We start from the raw sequence: 21,197 nt of genomic DNA, 5'->3' as shown, positions 1-21,197 counted from the left end.
GCACATGATGCTTTTTAAATAAATTGATAAGAAAGCCAGCCTTAGTCGCTGGCTTTTTTATTGCGCTTCAACAACCAGTTGCATATCAACGTGCATGATGCCGTCTTCATCATAGGGTTCACTGAAGGTTCGAAACCCTAACGAAGCATAAAATGCTTCTAGGTATAATTGCGCCCCGATTTGTATCGGTGATGAAGGCCAGTGGGTACGACAGACTGTAATGGCTTCGGTCATCAATTCAGTCGCGAGTCCTTTGCCACGATCGTGGGGAGACACGACCACTCGACCGATGCTACACCCTTGATAGGAAACCCCTGGTGCAAGGCATCTGGCATAGGCAGCTAGGTGGGCTTCATCAGTTTCCGGCACGGTCACGCTATACACGTGAATGGAGTCTGGTAAGGTATCTTTGTTGTCCAAATCTGGATAAACACAATCTTGTTCCACGACAAAGACGTCGCTTCTCAATTTCAAAATGCTGTACAGCGTTGTGTTATCAATCTCTTTGAAGGGTTTACGGATGAAGTGCATAGCGTGTCTATGAAAAGGGTTTATCCGAGATTCTGCCTTGCATGAGCATAAAAGCCAATATTTGATCGCAATTCCGCTCAAGCGGGTGGCCTGTGCGACGGGCTGGACCGCATGATCAATTTCAATCAACGACATGGTTTAGACTAAGTTAAAAATTCTAAAGGTGCTCTAAGTTGAGATTGCTGACGCGACTAATTCAATTAGCTTTGTTGCTGGTTATTTCCAGTTGTACCTACATCAAACCCACTAAGCCCCCAGAGATTATTTGTCACTGGGGCACTGAAGCCTTTGATTTGTGCCAGTATCCGACTCAGTCGGGGCGAGTAGAAGCGCTGATCAATGCTATGACGCTAGATGAAAAGCTGGGGCAAATGACTCAATCGGTTTGGCACAACGGTGTAACTGAGGACACGATGCGCGAGTTTTTTATTGGGAGCATCATTCATACCGATGGCCCAGTGCCGGGCGATTCACCTGAAGCATGGATGGATAAATTTGATAGCTTTCAACGGTCAGCGATGAGTACGCGTTTGGGCATTCCATTGCTGATTGGAGTCGATGCTGTGCATGGGCAAAATACTTTCGAAGGTGCCGTGGTATTCCCTCACAATATAGGCCTGGCTGCGACTCGCAACTACTCGCTTATTCAAGAGGTCGCTCGCATTACCGCACTGGAATCGGTAGGAACGGGATTCAATTGGACCTTTTCACCCTGTATCGCAATGCCAGAACACGAGCACTGGGGGCGTGTTTATGAAGGTTTCTCTGAAAATTTGGATATTACCCGGGCGGCAAGTCAGGCATCTATTGCTGGACTGCAAGGCCAATCCCTCGCCTTTGACCAGACGATTGCCGCAACAGCAAAGCATTATTTAGGTGACGGTGGAACATTAGGCGGTGTAGAAGGGGGCAACGCCATTATTAGTGATGAGGCCTTATACCAACGCCATTTACCCTCTTATCAACAAGCCCTTGAGGATAATGTGGCAGCCGTTATGGTCGGATTTAATTCGGTCAATGGCACGCCAATGCATCAGCACGGGGAATTGGTTCAGGGGCTGTTAAAGCAAGAGCTTGGTTTTGAAGGCGTTGTGTTGACTGATTGGAATGGTGGCCTGCGATTTGGAGAGCCGCATACGGTGATCAATGCGGGTATCGATATCGCCATGCAGCCCGGGAATCACGTTGAATTCATTACAAAGCTCAAAGCTTCCGTGCTGGATGGTACGGTTGCAATGGAGCGTATTAATGATGCTGTAAGGCGTATCCTCAATATGAAATTTAATCTTGGCCTGTTTAGTAATCCCTTTAGCAAAAGAGCTTATGCGTCAGCGGTGGGGAGTCCAGCGCATCGCGATGTTGCACGTCAGGCGGTACGAGAGTCTTTGGTATTGTTAAAGAATCAAACTCAGGCGTTACCGCTTGACCCTCAAGAGGCACTGGCTGTTGTGGGTGAACATGCTGATAACACGGGCTTGCAAAGTGGCGGGTGGACTATTCGATGGCAAGGCGTAACCGAAAGCTATCGAGGCGCGACTTCGATTTTGAGTGGTATTGAGGATGTTGCACAAAATGTTGAATACTTGCCTCAAGGTTGCAGTGCAGACATGCATGCAGAGAAGGTAGTGGTGGTTGTTGGAGAACGACCCTACGCAGAAGGGGAAGGAGACACTCACGAACTGTGGCTAAGCCAAGCACAAAAAGCGCAGCTTGCTAATTGTAAAGCGCTGGGTAAACAGGTGATCACTATATTGATATCAGGCCGAGCGCTTATTGTGAATGATGAGTTGGCTCACAGTGATGCCTTTATTGCGGCGTGGTTACCTGGATCAGAAGGCAGTGGAGTGGCTGACTTGTTATTCAGTGTGGATGGATTTACACCCACAGGGCGTTTACCGCATGCGTGGCCGAAAGCTATTGACGATCTACCATTGCCTGAAAGTTCACCTAAGGCTCTATTCCCAATAGGTTATGGATTGCAGGCGTTCTAAATAAAAAAGCGGTCTAATGACCGCTTTATTTATATCCGTTTGGATTTTGTGATTGCCATCGCCATGAATCGCGACACATGTCTTTTAAGCCTTTTTGGGCTTCCCAATTGAGTTCGTTTTTAGCAAGTGTAGGGTCTGCATAACACGACGCAACATCACCACTGCGTCTGGCAACGATTTGGTAAGGGACTTTTTGTCCACTCTCTGCTTCAAAAGCTTTAACCATGTCTAATACGCTGTAACCTTGGCCCGTACCCAGATTAAAGGTACATAAACCAGCATTCGCGTCTAGTTTATCTAAGGCTTTTAGATGTCCGTTGGCTAAGTCCTCAACGTGAATGTAATCGCGTACACCAGTGCCATCGGGTGTATCGTAGTCATCACCAAACACACTCAGTTGCGCTCGCTTACCGGTGGCAACCTGAGTAATAAAAGGCATTAGATTATTCGGTATACCACTGGGGTCCTCGCCAATCATACCTGATGGATGAGCGCCCACCGGATTGAAATAGCGCAATAACACAATATTCCACTCTTGATCGGATTGATATAAATCGTTCAGGATCAACTCAACCATCAACTTGGATTGGCCATACGGATTAGTAGGCTGTCCAGTTGGCATATCTTCTCGCAGTGGCAGCGCGATGGGATCACCATATACCGTAGCGGAGGAGCTGAAAACAAGGTTCTTGACGCCGTGATACTGCATCACTTTACACAGCTGAAGCGTGCCAAACACATTATTCTCGTAATAGTTTAACGGTTGTTCGACCGATTCACCGACGGCCTTTAACCCTGCAAAATGAATAACGGAATCGACTTCATGTTCAAAGAATATTTGGTTAAGTGCTTGCTCATCACGAATATCTCCTTTTTTGAAGATAACCGATTTACCGGTGAGATCGTTGACGCGGTCCAGAGCGACTTCTGATGAATTACTCAAATTGTCTAATACAATGACGTTGTAGTTCTGCTCGAGTAGCTGCAGAACGGTATGGCTACCGATATAACCTGCACCGCCGGTAACAAGAATCGTTTTCATGATGTTTTCCCTAATTCATCAGAGAGATATTTAGCACTTAAGCTGTATTGCAGTGGCTTTATAAATAAAGGATAGACGAGAAGCACTAAGGCCGCCCAAAGTAGCGCAGTCCAATTTTCAGATACTTGTAGTATGAAAATAAACACCGGCACAATAATGAGTAATTTGAGGACGTTTAATAATGAACGCTCAGGTACGGTCATTTTCAACGCCGCATGTTCGAGCGCGATCATGCGCTGTTGTAATGGCAAATCCCTCAATTGGGGGATTTGCCGGGTAGAGAAGTAGAACTTCATGCGTCAGCAGTTTTCGCTTGGCTCGCAGGTAATTTTTCCCACACACGAGTTTTAAGCACGAATAACAGCACCACAATACCGATGGCGATACTGAATAAGCTGATCTGCATGTAGAGCCCAGGCATTTCATCTAAACGGCTTGGGTCAAAGTTCCCAGCAAGTAAGCCTGCAACTACGTTACCGATTGAATAAGTCAGCACGAAAACACCCATCATTTGTCCAGCAAATCGTTTAGGCGATAGTTTGCTTACAGCACTTAACGCTACTGGGCTCAGACATAATTCACCAACAGTATGCAAGAAGTAAGTCATTACCAACCAATAAGGTGCCACTTTCAGGCCACTGGCAGCAAGCTGAGCTGCAAAGAACATAACTATAAAGCCAGTCGCCATGATGATCAGACCAATAGCACATTTAAAGCCGTATGACGGGTCCATCATGCGCTTGCCTAGGTTGATCCATAGGGCGGCAAAGAATGGTGAAAGAATAATAATGAAGAATGAGTTTGCAGATTGGAACCAAGCCGGTGGGATTTCAAATGCACCAATCATTCGGTCAGTGTAGTCACGTCCGAACAAGTTCAGTGAAGAACCCGCTTGTTCAAATCCTGCCCAGAAACAGATTGAGGCTATACAGACTAAGAAGAGGGCGCCCAATTTACGCTTTTCGTTGCCATCTAAATTACCAAAGAAAAATATTGCAGCGTAATAGGCTAAAAACACTAGAGTGAAGAATATAGCCACATATTTTGCAAGTGCTACCGCGTCAATAACAATCGCGCCAGTAGACACCATCGTGGTCACTAGCACTAGTGCAATTAAGAATCCGACAATAACCATCCAGCTTAGGCGCTGAGCATTGGGTGACAGGTCAACGGTAGGTTTTTCAGCGGCGCCTTCTAACTTAGGTTGGGTCAATTTGTATTGAACAAGGCCTAATGCCATACCTACAGCAGCTGCACCAAAAGCGTAATGATAACCCCAGTTGGTCGCAAGGTAACCACATACAATATAACCAATGACAGAACCAATGTTGATACCCATATAGTAGAGGGTATAGCCACTGTCGCGGCGCTTGTCTTCGTCGCTATAAAGCATGCCGACCATTGCGCCAATATTAGGCTTCAACAAGCCGGTGCCTAACACGACGAGAATAAGGCCAATGAAGAATGTTTTTGTACTAGGAATGGCCAGAACAATATGCCCTGACATGATAATAATACCACCGTACCATACGGCTTTTTGGCCGCCCAGTAAGCGGTCAGCCAACCAACCACCAGGTAATCCCATAAAGTAGACTGCGCCAGTGTAAAGGCCATAAATAGCCGTTGCTGTTGCAACGGTGAACGCTAAGCCTTCCTCTTGAAGACTGGCCGTCATAAATAATACCAAGAGTGCACGCATGCCGTAGTAACTCATACGTTCCCACATCTCAGTGAAGAATAATGTTTGCAGGCCCCCTGGATGGCCAAAGAAACTTGTGTCGTTAGATTTTGTTGTCATTATATTTTTCCAAATTTGGACTTCTACTATTGAGATTTAAAGAGTTTAGTAGTCAAAACTATCTGTAAAAAAGTTCGTTAGTTTATACTAAAGAGCTAGGGGTAATACAAGGACAGTGAAATCTCCTGATTACTCCAGCCAATTCAGAGACCGCTTTCAGTGCAAATAAAACCTAAATAAAATCTTGAAGACCTATATTTTCCTAATCAAACAAATAGGCTATCATTTCCAGCTAAATTAATTTTTGCAAAAACCTCAATTCTAAAACATAGGAAACTTAATGCTTCCGGATAAACGTTTCATCATCAATGTTGTTTCTTGTGTGATATTATTTTTTACTGGGACAAGCTTTTCTCAATCGTTGACTAATCAGCAGATTCAACAGTTCAAAGCTTTGCCTAAAGCTCAACAAGAAACCCTCGCGCGTCAAATGGGGTTTGACCTTTCTATCTTGTCCCAACAGAGGTATGGAAGTACAAACACAAAAAGCAATTCTACTGAAGCTGAAGAGCCCTTCACCTATTCAAGTTATGCGAACAATCAAGATTCGGAGTTGTCAAGTTTAGAAACTGAAGATGTTGAATTAACACTATATGGAAGTGACGTTTTTTCGCCCAATAATGCCAATAGTAATTTGAATCCCACGATTATGGTTCCAGATAGTTTTATTCTTAAAAGTGGTGATGAGATACTTCTCAGGGTGTACGGTACTGAAAATTTCGAGTACGTGCTTCTAGTTGAGTCGGACGGTAATGTCATTGTTCCGCGTCTTGGTCCCATATCTGTCGCAGGACTCAGCTTCGGAGAGGCTAAGGACTATGTTAAAAGCGTAGTCGAGAGGCAGATTACTGGATCAAAAGCCATTGTGACAATGGGTAATATTAGCACCTTAAATATTTTCGTGGCGGGCGAAGTTACAAACCCAGGGCGATATAATGTAAGTTCCTTATCAAGCTTGACTGAAGCTTTAATTGCTAGTGGAGGAGTGACAGATATTGCCTCTCTTAGACAAATTCAAATAAAAAGGGGCGGCAAAACTGTTTCTACGTTTGATCTATATGAATTATTGAGTCACGGCAATGCCTCAGACAATGTCAGATTGCAAACGAATGATGTGGTTTTTGTACCAGCTTTGCAGTTTTCAATTGAAGTAGATGGTCAGGTCAGGCGACCTGCAATATATGAACTATCTGGAGAGAATAAGTTACGGGAAGTATTAAGCCTCGCCGCAGGGGTGCTTCCTGATGCGTTCACCAAAGCAATCAGTATTGAGCGCGTCATCAATGGGCAACGTGTGCAGCTGACAGCCAATCTCAACGAAGATAATTTCACTGTTCTTCCAGGAGACAGAATATTTGTCGATAAAACCTCAGATTACGTTGGTTCTTCAGTTTATCTGCTTGGCGCTGTAGCAAGGCCCGGCGCGTATCAATGGCACGAAGGATTACTTTTATCCAAATTATTAGGGAATATTGATGAATCTCTATTACCTAATGCTGATTTTACCTATGTGCTAATAGTTCGTGAAATAGAGGGACACTCAAAACGCATTGAAACTTGGCAAGTAGATCTTACTTTGGGGCCACTGCAAGAAAATGGTGACATAGTGCTAGAAGAAAAAGATCAAATAATCGTGTTTTCCTCTCAAGAAGAGAAGATTTATTTACCAAGTACAATTAAAGCGTACGCCCAAACAGAAAAGGAACTTGAACAATGGTCTGAAGAAATGTGGGAAAAAAGAATTCGGGAAGATGAGTTCCTACAATCAATCGGTGTTCTAGAAGGGACTGAAAATAATCAATCAGACAGTGAAGAGAGACAAGCAATTCCACGTATAAAATTAACTGAAGAGGAAATTAATGAACTGCGTGAAATGAGTGAGGTCTCACTCTTCTCCAGAAAGAATCTTTTGAGGCCAGTATTAAAAGCACTAGAAAGGCAGGCTGGTGTTGGCGAACCAATTAGTATCTTTGAAGTCGCAGGCGAAGTTAAAGTGCCAGGGAAATACCCATTGACGAAAAATTTAAGCGTGTTAGGCGCAATAAAGGCTGCCTCAGGCCTGACTGAATCTGCGTTTTTATCCAGAGCTGAAATAACTCGGTTAGAGTTAGACCCAAATGGAGAAGCCAATATAAACCATCTCGAATTTGAGCCTAAAACGTTTCTTGCTGGTTCAAAAGATAGTTTGACGATTAAAAGTCGAGATAGGCTCAATTTTTTTTCCATCCCAGAGTGGCAAGAGGAATTGAAAGTTGTCGTCAAAGGAGAAGTTAAATTCCCCGGCGAATATACGGTTAAAAGAGGTGAAACTTTGACTCAGCTTCTTGAGAGAGTCGGTGGTGTAACTGATTTCGGTGATTTAGAAGCAGCACTGTTTACACGTGAGGATTTGCGGGTAAAGGAAAGAGAAAATTTAAAGCGTCTAGCCGAAGAGCTTCGCAAGCAAATTGCATCAGAAAGTCTTCGACAACAAAAAGGAGCGGGGTCTGTCATAAGTTATGATCAAGCTAAAGAGTTATTAAAAGACCTTGTGAGTGCAGAGGCCGTCGGGCGACTAGTCATTGACCTGCCGGCGATTTTATCTAGTTCTCACAGCTCTGATGTAACCCTTCAGGACGGTGATCAGCTGATAATCCCGAGCATAACTCAATCCGTTAACGTGATTGGTGAAGTGTATGTGCCAACTTCTCATTTATATAGTGAGAGGCTGACGCTAGATGAGTACATAGAACTCAGTGGCGGCACTAGAGGACTTGCGGATGAAAATCGCATATATGTAATTCGCAAAAATGGTTCCGTGATGATTCCGGGAGCCCAAAGTTACTGGTTTGGTTCGAATCGAGAGTCGGCGAGCATTAGGCCTGGAGACACGATAGTTGTCCCATTTGATTCAGATAATGTTGATAACCTAACACTTTGGTCAAATGCCACTCAAATAATATATCAGCTGGCAGTTGCAGTGGCAGCTATCGGAAGTTTGTAAGATTAATTAAGAGGTACAATTGATGAAACGCAGCAAAGGTTTCACCATGATAGAGTTATTGATTGTTATTGTTATTTTGGGATTATTGGCATCACTAGTTGCTCCAAAGTTCTTTCAGCAGCTCGGCAGTGCCGAGAGAGGTATAGCGGCTACTCAAATGAATGCTTTTGAAACAGCAATTGATACTTTCCGTTTGGATATGGGGCGATATCCCGCATCTTTGGATGAGCTTCGGAATAGCGACTCAGCCCGATGGAACGGTCCCTATTTACCTAAAGCTATTCCTTTGGATCCATGGGGAAACGCATATGAATACTCAATAAGCGAGGAAGGTGATATGCCATATAAGCTATTATCTTATGGGGCAGACGGTAAAGTCGGTGGAGAAGGTCCTGACGCAGATATCGAGCATCAATGAAAAACTTAGAAAAAACGCTGTCTGACTGTTTTGGCGTAGAGGTTGAGGATTTAAATAAAGCTAAAGCCTACCAAGAAAAACAAGGAGGTAGCTTGGAAAACATATTGGTTAATATGGGAGCTCTGCCCAGTGATCAATTACCTCTAATTTACAGCACTTATTTTGACATCCCTTGTTTGGATATTGCTGACTGGTTGAACGAACCAGTGCCACTGATTACCGAAACAGAGTATCGATTCCTAATAAATCAAAACTGGGTTCCTCTTAATGTAGAAGGAAATCAATGGACTTTTGCATGCTTAAACCCAGTCAATAGGGATATAAATCAATGGATAGCAAAGAAAAAACTAAAGACCATATTGTACATTGCTACAGAAGGTGAGTTGCAGGTTTTAATGACTCGCCTAGGCTCTATTTTCGAAGATAGTGCGGGGATAAGCACAGTAAGTGATGAGGAGAAATTAATTGAATTGGCGTCGGAAGCGCCGATTGTCAATTTGTTAAACTCATTATTGATCAGAGCATTAAAAAGAAACGCCTCTGATATGCATATTGAACCCATTGATGGGCAATACAGGGCGCGTTTCCGAATTGATGGCGTTCTCCACGAGGCGGAAAAAATCATTCCGCGAATGCAAATGCCACTAATCACACGCCTCAAAATCTTATCAGGCATGGACATTGCTGAAAGGCGGCGTCCCCAGGACGGAAAAATAGAAACAAAAGTCGGTGGTGAAGCTATTGATATTAGAGTGTCATCTCTTCCTTTAAATGAAGGGGAATCTATTGTATTGAGGTTTCTCCGAAAGGAAAGCGTTCGCTATGATATGGACCGACTGCACCTATCAGAAGACCTGAGGTGTTTAATAGAAGAAGACATTAGTTCTACTGCTGGAGTTATTTTGTTAACAGGTCCAACGGGCTCTGGTAAAACAACAACTTTATATACACTGCTTAATAAGCTAAACAGTGATGATGTGAAAATCATTACTCTTGAAGACCCTGTTGAATATCAGCTTGAAGGTATTAATCAGGTTCAGGTGAATTCGGAAATCGGATTTACTTTCGCGTCGGGTTTACGAACGGTCTTGCGCCAGGACCCAGACATTATCATGGTGGGCGAAATTAGAGATGCTGAAACGGCAAAAATTGCAATGCAGTCAGCATTGACAGGTCATTTAGTTTTTTCCACACTCCACACAAATGATGCCCCTTCTGCATACACACGGTTAGTGGATTTAGGGGTTGATGAATTTTTGCTCAATTCAGCTGTTTTATCGGTTGTTGCCCAACGTTTGGTTCGAAAGCTTTGTGAAAATTGCGCGAGGCACCACAAGTTGAAGGATGATTCACCGTACAAATCCATTTTGGAAAAACTTGCAGATCTTCATGGAGAAAATATAGAAAACATCAAAACTTCAACAGGTTGTCAGCATTGCGATAATACCGGGTATGTCGGAAGAGTTGCAATTGCAGAATATTTGAGATGTGACGATGATGTTAAAGCACTGAAGAAGGATGACTCTTTTTCTCGTGAAGCAAGAGACTTAAATGCTATAAAGGGATTGAGAACACTTAAAGAAGATGGGTTTCTAAAGGTTCTTAAGGGGGTTACGACGATCAGCGAAGTGCTTAGGGTAGCTGGCTAATGAAGGTATATAAATACAAGGGGTATGATGATTCAGGAGGTCGATCTACAGGGGTGGTTAAAGCAAAAGGTAGGATAGAAGCCGCTGAAATAGTAAGGGCAAGAGGCCTGTTATGTACGGAGATAAAAGAGGAGCAAAAGACGAAATTGCCTTTTTTTTCCGATCAGCGGAAGGTTACGCTAGATGAGTTGGAGTTTTTTACATCAGAATTATCTCTGCTTCTAAAATCGGGAGTCCGTATAGATAAGTCGATTGAGATTTTGGAAGAAAATATAGAAAGCGAGGCTCTTGGCTCTTTGTTTTATCATATTTCTCAGCAGTTGCATTCTGGGAGCACTTTGGCTGAAGCATTGCGGTTACAACCCGAAACTTTCTCACCACTTTACGTAAATTTAGTTGAGGTCGGCGAGAGCACAGGTGACTTAGCAAGTGTGTTTGAAAGGCTTGCAACCGACCTTAAATTTCAGCAATCACTTAAGCAAAAAATCATTACGTCGTTGACCTATCCGTTCGTTATTTTTTGTATCTGTGTATTAAGCGTTTTCTTTATCTTCAACTTTATAATTCCACGCATGTCTACGATGTTCGATTCAATTGAAACGCTTCCCTGGTATACGGAAGCCCTACTGGGGGTAAGCGAATGGATTAATCAATATCAAGTTTTTCTACTTTTTGTATTGATTGGTTTAGGTGTAGTCATAAAATATGCATTGCGAGTTGACAGGTGGAGGTATGCCGTCCAGTCCCTCATGTTGTCACTTCCGGTGGCTTCTTCTGCTGTTACCTTACTCGAAAGAATCAGGTTTAATAATGCTCTCTCGTTGACATTGTCAGCAGGTCTATCTGTAGACCGGGCTCTATCTCAAGCACTGAATTCAGTCAGCAATGTAAGCATCAGAAAACAAATCGCAATTGCGATAGACAAGGTCAAGGCAGGAAATTCACTAGCTAAGTCATTTAATGGCGTTTCTATTTACTCTTCATTTCATATATCTCTAATCGAGGTCGGAGAAAGCTCTGGTAATCTTTCTCTAGTATTCTCGGAGATTACAACTCGCTCACGTAATGAATTTGAGCGATGGACACAGCGAATTACAGCTTTTATCGAACCAGTCATGATAGTTGTTATGGGAGTTCTTGTTGGTGGGATCGTAATTACAATGTTGTTAAGTATGGTGTCTGTGAATGAATTCTCATTCTAGCCTTTCTCGTTGCCAAAAGCATGGGTTTACGTTAGTCGAGATTTTGGTGGTTTTAAGCCTTATGGCAATGTTGATATCATTAGTTGGGCCTTTTGCGGTGAAAACTCTTGATAATGCTGAAGCACGCTCTGAACTCCTTAGAGCTCGCTTATTAATAAAGCATTGGAAAGAGAGGAGTTTTCTCACTCACCAGTCAATTCGCATAACTCTCAGTGGGCAGGAAATTCGAATTGAAGGGGAGTCAGGGAAAGAATTAAATGTGCTCGGTTTTAGACAGCTGCGTTTTGCTACCACGACATTAAAAATTAATGCTTTAGGGTTTTTGGACCAAACAGAAGTTCATTACGCAGTTGATGGAAAAGAGAACGTTTGGGTTTTTGATGAAAAGACAACTTAGGTATAAGTATCCGAACGGGTTTACGTTAGTGGAAGTATTGGTTGCGACTGTTATTATGGTTGCGGCGCTAGCGTCTTTGACATTGGTTTTTAGAACTAATTTATTATCCAACCAAAAAGCAGTTGATAATCTAACCATTGATACTAGTGTCCCAATTATTCTTAATAATGTGCGTCAAATGGTCCGTCGGAATAGCGATCCCACAGTACTGAATGGGAGAGTATTTAAAGTTTTTTCGACTGAATACTCTATCTCATTGCAGTTAGTTCAACGAGCATCTCCACCACGATTTTTTAATCCTGATTCACAACAGCTTGAGAATTTTCCAAGAAAATATGCTTTATGGAATATTCACGTGCAGGTTAATAATGGTGACACTTCAAGGGAATTTCAGTTGTATGAGTTGAGTTGGAATGACGAGTAAGAAAGGTTTTACACTTGTAGAGTTAATGATCTCGATGACAATTTTGTCAGCAATGTTAATGACGGGTAGTTATATATATCTACTCTTGTCTTCTAAATGGGAATATGAAACAAAAGAATATGATTGCGCCATAGATAAAATGAAATCGCTTGCAATTATACAGCGACAGTTGCATTTGATTGCTCCTCACATAGTAGAGCATGAGCAAAATGGAGAATTGAAGCCCGTATTTTTTTTTATTGGTAATGAAAAGAGTCTTTTATCTATAAATAGTCAAGGGCTATTTGATGCTACTTCGTCAGAGGTTTTTCGTATTAATGCCACTCAACAAGAGGACGGAAGATTTGAGGTCGTTTATCAAGCGGTTTCCATGCCCATGCTAGAGCTTACTTCAACTGATCAGGAGCTTGTTTTTGACCGTTCCATCGTGTTATTTGACGATTTGAGTGAGTTTAATATTTCATATTATGGATTTGAAACATACGACCAACAGGGGGAGGCCAGTGATTATGACTCAGAAATATCACCCAGCTGGACGGCAGTTTTCGACGGTACAGAACGTCAAATTATGCCTTTCGAAATAAACATATCCGTGATTGATGAGTCGGGTCTTGCTGACTACAGGTTGAAACTAGACGAAAAGTCAGTGAGATACATGACAAACGCTATAGAAAGTCGTACTGAGCTTTAAATGAAAGCACAAATTCGAGGCGTGAATACCGGTATCGCACTTGTACAAGTGTTGTTATTGATTTCTATTTTATCTGTCCTTTTGCTTTATCTAACAGATATGGCAAGAAAACAGGTTGCTGTCGCCCAAATCTCCCAATATAGAGTACAGTCACAAATTGAGTTGTTTAATGCGGAAAGTATTATTGCGTTTGAACTCTTAACAAGAGAAAAATTTGTTAATGAACTGAACACAGGATCTAATTTTATAGATTGGAATTTTTATGGTCAGAGATTTTCATTACTCAATACGTCAGAAATCGAGTTACAAGATCAGGCAGGATTACTCAGCCTTAATTACGTTGATTGCGAAAAACTGGTGCCAGCTTTACGACAATATGGAATTCCTCATGCTCGCTCCAATTTTATTTGTAGACTATTAATTGACGCGCAAGATCCCGACGATGTAGTAACATCAAGTACTACCTTGGAGTCTAATTCTTATAGCGTTAGGCTTCCAAATACAATGTTTACGCATAAGCAGCAATTACAAGAGTTAAACCTATTTTCTCAGGAAGAAATAGTTGCTCTGACAAACCTGCTTACTGTTCATAGTACCGGTTGGTTGAATCCGTACTTATCTGATGAAAAACTTATCGCATCATTGAGTTCCAACGAAGAGGCTGATATGGTCGCTGCCGCAAGGCAGATTGGTTTTGTTTCTCTAGTAGACTTTCAGTCGATAGTGAACATTGCACCAGATGAAAGTGTATGGTTTAACTTCTCAAACAATATAGATGTCACGATAAGCTCAACGGTCGGTGAAATTACAATGGTGAAAAAAAGTATATGGAATGTTAATCCATATGCATCAGGCGCCTCTGGGCCGATTAACGAATTGAACATAAGTAAACTTTAGTGCGAAATAAGCAAATGAGCAACGAGCATAGAGCAAACTCAGCGTTTTTGAATACTTTCATTGCAGGGTGTTCTATATACGTGGGGCCGAACAATGTAATCCCAATTAATTCACTCTTGCAGAATGAAGTAACTTCTTTTGAACCAATGTCAATTTTGAGGCAATTGATCGCGATCGTGCATAGGAGTCGTTACAACGAGGAAGTCAGAGTATTGCCTATCGAGTCTCATAGCGATGTAAAGAAGTTATTAGCGTTAGAGTATTCAGGCAACAGGTACTCATACAAGATTGTAAAAACTGAGAAAGGGAAAACAATAGTTAACATATGGACTTTTGACGACTCCGTTCCTGACGCGTTTTGCCTGATACCTGAAAGTTGGCTTGTTGCGGTTTCTAATGGTTTCATAACACAAACGTATTCTAACGATTTAGACTCGTCTTACTTTGCAATTAAGTCAAAGGGAGTAGTTTATTCTCAACCCACGACAGCAGTAATTAAGGATAAGCAACATTTCTCACTTGCTTGTGGGCTACCGGATACGTTGGAGCTTAAACGCATATCTCAAAGGCAAACGTATAAGCAAATCCTTAATGTTTTCTATAAAAATGTGTTTTCAAACATAGTAACATTTGCTCGATTGCCAACCTTTACTTCTGGCCTAATAAAAGAATTAGTTAAGAATGCCGGACTCGTAAGTTGCAGTACTTTTTTTGCAGGATTAATTCTTTACTCTGGTTTTTTGTTGTATAACCAGTGGAGTATTCAAGAGCAATTATCCAAGTATGGGCCGGAAGTAGATACAGCGTTGAGTGAGCAGCAACAAGTCGAAACTCTGAGAAAAGTTATACATGGTCATAGTGAATTGGCTCAACAGCAAATTCCAACACACCTGATTTGGAATGCTTATCTTTCTATAGTAGAGGATGCTCGAATACAACGAGTTGTCTTCAATAATGATCGGGTTGTTATTAGTGGTGAAGCTGAACAAGCTACGTCCATATTGACTAAATTATCTGAAATTGATACCGCTGCTGACGTGAAATTTGATTCGCCAGTCAGAAGTAATCGGGGGCGAGAAAGATTCGTGATAAGCTTTATTCCAGTGGAGGTTTCATTAGATGAGTGAATCACTGAGTGAAGAAATACGGAAGTACGACCTCTATTTCTGGGTGATTGGTATTTTAGTTCTTATCAGATTTGTGTTTTATCCTTGGGTCGACTGGATCAATATTAATCAAGATTCGATAGCAATGGAGCAGTCGAGACTCGATAGAGTTAAAACCTTGGTTGCGAACCAAGACTCGATTGCATCGGAAGTAGATAAGTTAAAAAGCATGCTCTCTGAATTCAATGGTGTTTTTATCGGCACTGAGGATTCAAATGAATTCCAGTTGGAAGAACAGCGGCGATTAAATTTACTTTTGAGTGAATATTCTATTAATGTTGAGAATATTGGTTGGGAATCGCCCTTAACCTTGAGCGATGGAGCTTACACAGCGCAGCGTCTTTCAATGACTGTTGAAGGCAAACTGTCAGACATCATTCTTCTGCTATTGCGACTTGATTCATCTCCGCACTTTGTCAAGTTAAGTGATTTTAGATTATCGGTTCAATATCACAATGAAACTTCGCTTGGGCGAGCAAGAGGAGTGATTTCGTTAGTATTTTTTAAATTTAATAGAGCAGAAGAATGAACCTTTTTCGTGTTTTCGTTTTTCTCGTTAGCTCGTACGTGGCGATCAATGTTTTTATAGGTGAGAGAGAGTCAACTCAATATACAGAAATGAATATTGCATCTTTACAAGATGATTTGGTTACCTTTTTTCCTAGTGTAACAAATACGCGTGTATCGAGTGTTGAAGAGATTATACGTCGTTATGAACAAAATTTGGCCGGAACTGGCGATTCTGAGCCAGAACTTGTAAGCGAGGTTCTCGAGAATGGAAACTTCACTCAGTTGGTGTTGGATGGACAACAGATAAGATTGCTCGGTGTTTTTATAAGTGATCGGGCTGAAAAGACTAACAAGATATTGCTTTCAACCAAAGGCAAATCTGGGAATGTCATTCTGGTCTCCCTGAGCGATAATGATGAATATCAGGGTTACAAGATAAACATAATAGATACGACCAACGTTTCTTTAACGAAAAAATCAGACAATGTAGGAAGCGACTCAAATAGTGAAGTCGAAACTCTCACTCTGACAATGTACAAATCAAGAAAATAAAGACTATGTCTTAGGTGAAAATGAATATGAAATTTAGCAAGAATGTTTCCTTGTATTTTCTGGTGGCAGTTATTTCTGGGTGTGCTGCACCTACGCAACCCCTAAATGTATCTAATTCATACTTAACAGGAAAAGTAGAAGCAAACGCTTCAGGCGCTGACACCATAGCGTCTGGTGAAGATAAGCAAGAGAGCCGAGCAGTTAAGTATCTGTTTCCATATGAGGGTGCTGACACCAACTTAAATAATGCAACTGATATGCTTGCAGGTTTTTCTGACTCAGAGTCTGTCTCTGTGTCAGCAGATTCACTTCCGTTTCAAGAATATTTGCATTATGTATTTGGTGATTTGCTCTCCGTTAATTATGTGCTTGGCGAAAATGTCCAGTCAGACAACAATCCCGTTAGCTTGAATATTAGAGAGAGGATATCTGAAAGACGATTATTCCAGTTAAGTTTTGAGCTTTTGCAAGAGAGGGGGTACGCAGTTAGGTTCTCCGATGGACTTTTTTACATTGTCAAGGGGAGTGCCGATACCACATCGAATACAGCCTTTGGTTACGGTAATACAATTGAAAGTGTTCCTGAAACTTCGTTAGATATATTACAAATGGTACCTTTTGTACACGGAGCACAAACATCCCTCGCCACTACGATAAGTCGCTTTGTAGGCGTTAAAGTGACACCTTATTTAGAAAGAAATTTAATGCTAATTCAAGGCAAGCGAAATGATATTCTCAAAGCCCTTGAGTTTATAAAGTTGGTTGATCAACCGATTTATAGCAATCGGCATATTGCATTGTACAAACCGGTTTTTGTATCACTCGATTTATTAGTTGAGAAACTACCTGAAATCCTTAACCAGGAAGGAATTGCTAGCGGGGAAAATAAACCCGAATCAGCATTATCATTTATAACTTTGCATAGGCTAAACACTTTAATAATGTTCGCGAACACGCCGCCTGTAATTCAGAGAACAGTTTTTTGGTTGGAACAGTTGGATCAGCCTTCTGATGAAGACAGCCTAGATTATTTTGTTTATGAACCTCAGTATGCAAGGGCCATTGATTTGGGTGAGAGTCTTGCAAGGTTGATGGGCGATGCACCCTCTGCCTCTCCTATTGGGAATCAAACAAGCGGGAGGCAGCAAAGTGAAGATGTCCGCAAGAGCGAGACTAGCGCAGGGCTAGTTGCGAGTGGCAAAGATGGAACCAGATTAGTGATAGATGAGAGGTCTAATTCGTTAGTTTTTAATACAAACGGTAAAAGGTATAAGCAGCTACTGCCATTGATTAGGCGTTTGGATGTTATGCCACGACAAGTAGCACTTGAAGTACTAATTGCAGAGGTTACTCTTACGGATAAGTTTGCGCAGGGCGTTGAGTTTGCCTTCAGTCGCGGAGATTACAGTTTATCAACGTCAGGAGCATTTGGTCTGGGAGATGTTGGCGGACTCAGCTACGTTTTAACTGGAGGCAGTGGCTCAGTCAACATGCAACTTTTTGAGTCAGACAGTCTGGTGAATGTCATTTCACGGCCTTCTTTAGTTGTGAGAGATGGCGTAGAAGCCAATATTAATGTTGGGACAGAAATCCCAATTGTGACTGGAACTACTATAGATGCCAATGATGCGAACAGTTTAGCGAGGACAAATATTGATTACCGTCAAACTGGCGTAGAATTATCCGTGACCCCAACTGTCAATGCAAAAGGCATAGTAACGCTTGAGATCAGCCAATCTATCAGTAACCAAGTAGATGGCGTTTCAACGGTAAGTGGAACGCCTGCTATTTTTGAGCGAAAAATAAGAACAGAGGTTATCGCGCAAGATGGCCAGATGGTAGTGCTCGGGGGGCTAATCAGTGAAAACAATAGTTCTGGTGAAAGCAAAGTACCGTTATTAGGCGACCTCCCACTTTTTGGCAATTTGTTTAAATCTAAGTCAAAATCGGGTGATAAAACAGAGTTAGTCGTTTTGGTAACGCCACGAGTGATTTCAAATGCAACCGAGTGGGAAGGCGTAAAAAATGAATTGCAAGCAGAATTAGAGAGAATTAAATTCAATTAACTCGTTATTCTTACTTGTTTTTATCAGACGTTTTGATAACTTAACTACGCTATTTTTAAGGGAACGCGCTAGTAAACTTATTAAATAGTATAGGTTTGAGTATGGTTTTATTAATATGTATAAGTAAAACAATCATATATTGAGGCTTTATGGTTGACATGTTCAACCTTTGGGGCCTACACTACCATACGGTTGGATGTCGCCTAGGCGACGGCCTATGGCGATCAACCTAAAATGTAAAACTAAAAAGAGAATTTGGGAAAGTGCTAACTAATACCAATCACTTACTAAACTCTTTGTTTCTAGAAACTTTGGAGAATGGATAAAATGTTTAAAAAATCTATTGTGGCACTCGCCGTTGCAGGTATCGCTGGTAATGCACTAGCAGCTGCGGATCTAGCTGGTGGTGTAACAACAAGAACTGTTTCTGTTGAAGGTGTAACTACAGCGACTAAAGTTGCAGCTCCAGCTGTATCTATCACGTTAGGTGCTGAATACACTGTTGGTGATATCTTAACATTGACGTTTACTGGTGCAGATTTGGACACTACTGCGCTTCCAGCGTCACTAAACCCAACGCTAGTTGACGGCGCCGACACCATGACACTTGGTTTGTTGAACGCAACAACCACTCAGGCTACATATCGTGTGACTGAGTTGACTTACGATGGCCTTAATGCAGAAACTACTATCGGTGCGACAGTTGACTTTACTGCTGAAACTCACTTGATTTTCGATAAGGCAGATCTTTTAGCTAGTGGTTCAGTATCAGCAACTTATGCTGCTGAGACGAGCACGGGTGTTGCTCTTGATACTCCAGCAGGTACAGATGGCACTGCGGTCCTTCTAGATACGCAAGATCAGTTCTCTGCATCAGTCACCACAGCATTTGATGCAACGATTGACGTAAATCAAAATCGTTTGGCGTTTGACGACGGTACTGGCGTTACAACTGATGGAATTGTAATCACTCCTGTGAATGACGCAGCAGGTGTTGTGTACGATGCAACTCCAACTAACATGATTTATACTATCTACGGTGACTGGTCAATTTTGGACGATGATCCTGATACTGCAGGGGTTCAGCTGAACAATGCTGCTGCAATCACTATTGTTGGTGGCGGTACTTTAACGTCTGTTGATGCAGAGAAAATCATCGTTGAACATGCAGGTGTAGCTGCTCAAACAGTAACAGTTGACGTTTCTGATGATGCACTTACAGCAGGCGCGGTAGCTCCAGCAGCACTTGCCGAGCAAGACTTTACTGTAGACGTTGAAGTAGAGTTTACTGATCACGGTACTGACTCTGATAGCACGAACGTAGCTGGTGCAGTTGCTGGTGATTCAGCGTTGTTGAGTGGCGGTGCAGCTGGTGATTGGGGCTTGAATGGCTCAGTTGTTGAAGTACCATACGTACCATTTGGTCCAGTTACTCAACCAATCATCCGTCACACAAATACTGGTACTCAAACTGGTGATATTACACTTCGTTACATGGTAGAAGGTGAGCACACTGCATGGCAAGACGCTGGTTTATTAGTGTCTGCTGCAGCTCCAGGTGTTCGTAACTTATTATCAGAAGTTAGCTCAACACTAGCGACTGAAGGTTACGATGCAGCTACTACAGGTTTCAAAGTAGCTCTAGAGTTTACTACTAACGTACCTAACGGTGACGTAACAATGACAGTTGGTGCTAAGTTCAGCAATCAAGTTGATACTGACCGCCTAACAGTTGGTACTTTCAACTAATTGATAGTTCCAATTTAAGTATCAAAAAGGCGAGCATTAGCTCGCCTTTTTTTATGTTAACAGTTCTTCAGTAACAGGAAGTCTCTGTTTTCTCGTGGATAAATTTATTCGATTGCTTTATCTTTACTCAGTGAAGATTAGAGTTGCACTAAATGCTGATTTCTTCTTAATACGACGTTTATTTAGTCACTAAATACTGCTGTTGGATCTTAAAGCCTTTGTTGAATCGCCACTAACAACTTAGACACTTCTCAGCCGTTCTTGGTAACGGTTCTCATACTCTACTGGTGACAATAGATTATTGGAATCATGTTTTCGTTTACTGTTATAAAACATTACGATGTAATCAAAAATATCGCTTATGGCATCATCCCTTGGGGAATAGGTTTTCTGTTTGATACGTTCACGTTTCAATCGCTGGAAGAAGCTTTCAGCCACAGTGTTATCGTGGCAGTTTCCTCGTCTGCTCATACTGCCTTCCATTCCATTAGCTTTATGGAAAGCCTGCCAGTTATGGCTGGTGTAGCGGCTGCCTTGATCAGAATGTACCATCGCTTGTTGCTTTGGATTACGCCGCCACACAGACATCAGCAGCGCATTGAGGACAATATCTTTAGTAATGCGAGACTGCATTGACTAACCAATGACTTTGCGTGAGAACAAATCTACAAACACAGCCAGATACAACCAGCCTTCGTGTGTTCGGATATGCGTAACCCAGACTTTATCAGGCGCCATAGGGTTGAACTGACGTTTTAATCGATTAGGGACAACATTGTGACTATCGTCACCTCGATGGTGTGGTCTGCGATAGTCTAGTTGTGCCTTTAGACCTTCAGAGCGCATCAAGCGATATACGCGATTGAGACCACACGCTTCACCCACACCACGTAAGTCCGAGTGGATCTTGCGATAGCCATACACACCACCTGATTCCAGCCAGAATTGTTTAATCAATCCTACTAGACGTTGATTGGCTTTGTGACGCTTCGAGTGAGGATTATTGTGCCACGCATAATATCCGCTTGGATCAACATCGAGAATTTTACAAAGCCAACGAACAGGCCAACTTTAACAATCCCCCTAAAATCAAACAGCTCGCTTTAATAATTGAATACAATGCCTTGCATA

18 protein-coding genes and 1 pseudogene are annotated in these 21,197 nt (G+C 42.0%); 14 read left to right on the top strand and 5 right to left on the bottom strand.

Annotated elements, in window-relative coordinates; genetic code table 11:
* Nucleotides 1-57 precede the first annotated feature (57 nt).
* The gene (locus CSH93_RS05960) at nt 58-531 is read right to left on the bottom strand and encodes a GNAT family N-acetyltransferase (RefSeq protein WP_100642255.1); all 474 of its coding nucleotides are present in this window, start codon (nt 529-531) and stop codon (nt 58-60) included.
* Nucleotides 532-704: 173 nt separating this feature from the next.
* On the opposite strand from CSH93_RS05960, the gene CSH93_RS05955 reads away from it, so the two are divergent.
* Nucleotides 705-2,522, top strand: a complete 1,818-nt coding sequence (locus CSH93_RS05955; protein ID WP_240615487.1) for a glycoside hydrolase family 3 protein — start codon at nt 705-707, stop codon at nt 2,520-2,522.
* Nucleotides 2,523-2,547: 25 nt separating this feature from the next.
* On the opposite strand, the gene galE is transcribed toward CSH93_RS05955, so the two are convergent.
* From galE to CSH93_RS05940, 3 genes are read right to left on the bottom strand one after another with little or no spacing between them, the layout of a single operon-like run.
* A complete protein-coding gene (galE, locus tag CSH93_RS05950) occupies nt 2,548-3,564 on the bottom strand; it encodes a UDP-glucose 4-epimerase GalE (RefSeq protein WP_100642254.1) in 1,017 nt (338 codons plus the stop codon).
* Nucleotides 3,561-3,860, bottom strand: coding sequence for a DUF6170 family protein (locus tag CSH93_RS05945; RefSeq protein ID WP_100642253.1), 300 nt, complete (start codon nt 3,858-3,860; stop codon nt 3,561-3,563). The genes galE and CSH93_RS05945 overlap by 4 nt, the downstream gene beginning before the upstream one ends.
* On the bottom strand, nt 3,857-5,362 hold the full coding sequence (locus CSH93_RS05940; RefSeq protein WP_100642252.1) for a peptide MFS transporter: 1,506 nt from the start codon (nt 5,360-5,362) through the stop codon (nt 3,857-3,859). The genes CSH93_RS05945 and CSH93_RS05940 overlap by 4 nt, the downstream gene beginning before the upstream one ends.
* 280 nt (nt 5,363-5,642) lie before the next feature.
* On the opposite strand from CSH93_RS05940, the gene CSH93_RS05935 reads away from it, so the two are divergent.
* The 13 genes from CSH93_RS05935 to CSH93_RS05875 all read left to right on the top strand — a co-directional run bounded on the left by CSH93_RS05935 (nt 5,643) and on the right by CSH93_RS05875 (nt 20,066).
* Complete coding sequence (locus CSH93_RS05935) at nt 5,643-8,345, top strand: polysaccharide biosynthesis/export family protein (RefSeq protein ID WP_100642251.1); 2,703 nt, start codon at nt 5,643-5,645, stop codon at nt 8,343-8,345.
* Nucleotides 8,346-8,367: 22 nt separating this feature from the next.
* Entirely contained in the window at nt 8,368-8,763 is a 396-nt protein-coding gene (gene gspG / locus CSH93_RS05930; RefSeq protein ID WP_100642250.1) for a type II secretion system major pseudopilin GspG, read from the top strand.
* Complete coding sequence (locus CSH93_RS05925; RefSeq protein WP_100642249.1) at nt 8,760-10,412, top strand: GspE/PulE family protein; 1,653 nt, start codon at nt 8,760-8,762, stop codon at nt 10,410-10,412. Before gspG ends, CSH93_RS05925 begins: the two co-directional genes overlap by 4 nt.
* Nucleotides 10,412-11,614 (top strand): type II secretion system F family protein, encoded by a 1,203-nt coding sequence (locus CSH93_RS05920; protein ID WP_100642248.1) that lies wholly within the window; start codon nt 10,412-10,414, stop codon nt 11,612-11,614. Before CSH93_RS05925 ends, CSH93_RS05920 begins: the two co-directional genes overlap by 1 nt.
* The gene (locus tag CSH93_RS05915) at nt 11,598-12,011 is read left to right on the top strand and encodes a type II secretion system protein (RefSeq protein ID WP_100642247.1); all 414 of its coding nucleotides are present in this window, start codon (nt 11,598-11,600) and stop codon (nt 12,009-12,011) included. The genes CSH93_RS05920 and CSH93_RS05915 overlap by 17 nt, the downstream gene beginning before the upstream one ends.
* Nucleotides 11,968-12,435: a prepilin-type N-terminal cleavage/methylation domain-containing protein gene (locus CSH93_RS05910; RefSeq protein ID WP_100642246.1), complete on the top strand. Its 468-nt coding sequence runs from the start codon at nt 11,968-11,970 to the stop codon at nt 12,433-12,435. Before CSH93_RS05915 ends, CSH93_RS05910 begins: the two co-directional genes overlap by 44 nt.
* Complete coding sequence (locus CSH93_RS05905; protein WP_100642245.1) at nt 12,425-13,126, top strand: PulJ/GspJ family protein; 702 nt, start codon at nt 12,425-12,427, stop codon at nt 13,124-13,126. Before CSH93_RS05910 ends, CSH93_RS05905 begins: the two co-directional genes overlap by 11 nt.
* Nucleotides 13,127-14,023: a type II secretion system protein GspK gene (locus CSH93_RS05900; protein ID WP_100642244.1), complete on the top strand. Its 897-nt coding sequence runs from the start codon at nt 13,127-13,129 to the stop codon at nt 14,021-14,023. It abuts the gene before it with no gap.
* On the top strand, nt 14,023-15,150 hold the full coding sequence (locus CSH93_RS05895; protein ID WP_100642243.1) for a hypothetical protein: 1,128 nt from the start codon (nt 14,023-14,025) through the stop codon (nt 15,148-15,150). The genes CSH93_RS05900 and CSH93_RS05895 overlap by 1 nt, the downstream gene beginning before the upstream one ends.
* On the top strand, nt 15,143-15,718 hold the full coding sequence (locus CSH93_RS05890; protein WP_100642242.1) for a hypothetical protein: 576 nt from the start codon (nt 15,143-15,145) through the stop codon (nt 15,716-15,718). Before CSH93_RS05895 ends, CSH93_RS05890 begins: the two co-directional genes overlap by 8 nt.
* A gap of 38 nt (nt 15,719-15,756) precedes the next feature.
* Entirely contained in the window at nt 15,757-16,251 is a 495-nt protein-coding gene (locus CSH93_RS05885; protein ID WP_124748943.1) for a hypothetical protein, read from the top strand.
* Between the two features lie 20 nt (nt 16,252-16,271).
* A complete protein-coding gene (locus CSH93_RS05880) occupies nt 16,272-18,317 on the top strand; it encodes a secretin N-terminal domain-containing protein (RefSeq protein ID WP_100642240.1) in 2,046 nt (681 codons plus the stop codon).
* Between the two features lie 327 nt (nt 18,318-18,644).
* Nucleotides 18,645-20,066 (top strand): hypothetical protein, encoded by a 1,422-nt coding sequence (locus CSH93_RS05875; RefSeq protein WP_124748942.1) that lies wholly within the window; start codon nt 18,645-18,647, stop codon nt 20,064-20,066.
* Nucleotides 20,067-20,306: 240 nt separating this feature from the next.
* Here CSH93_RS05875 and CSH93_RS18080 read toward each other — a convergent pair.
* A pseudogene (locus CSH93_RS18080) lies at nt 20,307-21,134 on the bottom strand (IS3 family transposase); the annotation flags it as partial.
* Nucleotides 21,135-21,197 lie beyond the last annotated feature (63 nt).

Origin of the sequence: Neoalteromonas facilis (genome assembly GCF_002807665.1) — a bacterium.
Taxonomy (GTDB): Bacteria; Pseudomonadota; Gammaproteobacteria; order Enterobacterales; family Alteromonadaceae; genus Alteromonas_E; species Alteromonas_E facilis.
The sequence above is the reverse complement of the archived record's forward strand: the minus strand, read 5'-3'. Positions and strand labels throughout refer to the sequence as shown.

Excerpts from the sequence above, each read along its gene's own strand:
- CSH93_RS05940 (WP_100642252.1), bottom strand. The coding sequence starts at position 5,362 with ATGACAACAAAATCTAACGACACAAGTTTCTTTGGCCATCCAGGGGGC.
- CSH93_RS05945 (WP_100642253.1), bottom strand. The coding sequence starts at position 3,860 with ATGAAGTTCTACTTCTCTACCCGGCAAATCCCCCAATTGAGGGATTTG.
- CSH93_RS05920 (WP_100642248.1), top strand. The coding sequence starts at position 10,412 with ATGAAGGTATATAAATACAAGGGGTATGATGATTCAGGAGGTCGATCT.
- CSH93_RS05960 (WP_100642255.1), bottom strand. The coding sequence starts at position 531 with ATGCACTTCATCCGTAAACCCTTCAAAGAGATTGATAACACAACGCTG.
- CSH93_RS05875 (WP_124748942.1), top strand. The coding sequence starts at position 18,645 with ATGTTTAAAAAATCTATTGTGGCACTCGCCGTTGCAGGTATCGCTGGT.
- CSH93_RS05880 (WP_100642240.1), top strand. The coding sequence starts at position 16,272 with ATGAATATGAAATTTAGCAAGAATGTTTCCTTGTATTTTCTGGTGGCA.
- CSH93_RS05890 (WP_100642242.1), top strand. The coding sequence starts at position 15,143 with ATGAGTGAATCACTGAGTGAAGAAATACGGAAGTACGACCTCTATTTC.
- CSH93_RS05910 (WP_100642246.1), top strand. The coding sequence starts at position 11,968 with ATGGAAAAGAGAACGTTTGGGTTTTTGATGAAAAGACAACTTAGGTAT.
- CSH93_RS05900 (WP_100642244.1), top strand. The coding sequence starts at position 13,127 with ATGAAAGCACAAATTCGAGGCGTGAATACCGGTATCGCACTTGTACAA.
- CSH93_RS05905 (WP_100642245.1), top strand. The coding sequence starts at position 12,425 with ATGACGAGTAAGAAAGGTTTTACACTTGTAGAGTTAATGATCTCGATG.
- CSH93_RS05935 (WP_100642251.1), top strand. The coding sequence starts at position 5,643 with ATGCTTCCGGATAAACGTTTCATCATCAATGTTGTTTCTTGTGTGATA.
- gspG (WP_100642250.1), top strand. The coding sequence starts at position 8,368 with ATGAAACGCAGCAAAGGTTTCACCATGATAGAGTTATTGATTGTTATT.
- CSH93_RS05915 (WP_100642247.1), top strand. The coding sequence starts at position 11,598 with ATGAATTCTCATTCTAGCCTTTCTCGTTGCCAAAAGCATGGGTTTACG.
- CSH93_RS05925 (WP_100642249.1), top strand. The coding sequence starts at position 8,760 with ATGAAAAACTTAGAAAAAACGCTGTCTGACTGTTTTGGCGTAGAGGTT.
- galE (WP_100642254.1), bottom strand. The coding sequence starts at position 3,564 with ATGAAAACGATTCTTGTTACCGGCGGTGCAGGTTATATCGGTAGCCAT.